The sequence below is a fragment of the Desulfatiferula olefinivorans genome, from assembly GCF_054657895.1.
Map to the genome: position 1 here is coordinate 1 of NZ_BAAHXV010000094.1, position 1,636 is coordinate 1,636.

The window sequence follows — 1,636 nt, forward strand, 5'->3', positions numbered from 1 at the left end:
TAGAGACACCGGGCTGATGGGCAGAAAAGGTTGAAAAAATTAAAGACTTCCAAAACGGACAAGCTGTAGCCCGGTCCGGTGGAAGCAATTGTTGGCAGATTGATTCACGGTGGCGAATGGGTGAGGAACAGGACGTGATGAACCCAATGCCGGGTAACGTGGAAACAATAAGCCAGGTGTGACAAAGAACAATCAGAACAAGGCGATGATCAAAGCCGGGAAAGCCTTCGAACGTGCGGGCCGCCCTGAGAACGGCGGAGCCGGAACCCGCCACAATGGTTGAGCGGATGGGCTACACGGAACGAGACAGCGGATGAACTTGAAAATGCGTTCAACAGGAGAATGCCCTTGCACCGAATTGTCTACATCATTTCTTTTTGAAAGAGCAAATCAATTTTCTTCTTTTTACCCAGGCGTTCGTCCGACTGCCAACGACATTATCACCGGGCTGGGGATGATGACCATGTTATTAAAGGCAAAAACCTATCAATCTATTGCAAACCCTGGAAAAAGACGCAATCCCCGGCTCCGGTGCATCAAATTGTTGGAAGAATCAATGTTACTTATTATAACTCCCCTCAGCTACTATTCTTCTGATAATTTCCCACCCATCTTCTGGGCTTCTTCTATATTAAAATATATTTTTTGTAACTTCCATATCATTAGGATGAACAATTGCTTTTAGTTGTGGCAGCTTTTTTATTCAACCATTCCAATATTAGAGGCCACACCTCTTTTTGAGCCATTTTATCTATGACCATTCCCACGTGGTCATAGTCTTTTGCAAAACCCTCCTCTTCACCCAGCAGAATGAACTGATTATCTTCTGTTGGAAGCTGACGAAATAAATACTCGCAACCTTCAGCAGGATCGTTTTTATCTCCTCGGCTAGCAATAATTAAACAAGGGATTTTAATATGAGAAAAACCCTTCCAATACGAAGTTCCGTTTTGCGACTTCCACCTTCCACCCAACTTCTTCCATTCCAGTATTTCTCGAATTGTTTTGGGAGATTCTATTTCTGGCCCCAAACCCAGAGATTTCGCAGGGAATTTACCCAATAATTGTGTTATTGCGTTGATAAGAAACGGTACAAAGGGAATTTTTAAATATCGATCGCCTTTAGAAATTTGACTCCCAAAGGTAACGATACAGTTAACATCAGCTGGCGGTAACCAACCTTGTGATAAAGCACCATAGAGATACAGGCCGCCATATGAGTGGCCAATCCAGGCTGGAACGCGACCCGATTTTTCGAGAACAAATTTACCAAAGGCCGAGATATCACATCGAATCTGCTCTTCAGCTGAAAACTGTTTAAATTTCGACGTTTTGGGCGACTTGCCATGCCCACGAAACTCGGGAATCCATACGTCGTAACCTTGATCAGATAGGTAAGGAGCAAAACCTTTACCTTTGGGAGAAATCCAGAAATGCCTATTGGTATAGGTACCATGCAACAATACGACTGGCTGATTGCCTTCGCAACCACAAATGTGTGTGACAGAGAGATTAATTCCGTCTTCCGCCTCAATCAAGTAATGCTCTACAGGCACATTCCCGTAAAATTCGTTATTATTTTTGTGCATTGAATCCTCCTTGTGGCATAATATCCTAAATGAGAGGTGTAAGATCC

Annotated in this window: 1 protein-coding gene; it reads right to left on the reverse strand. The window is 43.6% G+C overall.

The features are described from left to right. Positions 1-662: 662 nt before the first annotated feature. Complete coding sequence (locus tag ACYQ11_RS21990; protein ID WP_459925982.1) at positions 663-1,589, reverse strand: alpha/beta fold hydrolase; 927 nt, start codon at positions 1,587-1,589, stop codon at positions 663-665. Positions 1,590-1,636: the final 47 nt, after the last annotated feature.

Coding starts and splice junctions, on each gene's coding strand:
- ACYQ11_RS21990 (WP_459925982.1), bottom strand. CDS start 1,589: ATGCACAAAAATAATAACGAATTTTACGGGAATGTGCCTGTAGAGCAT.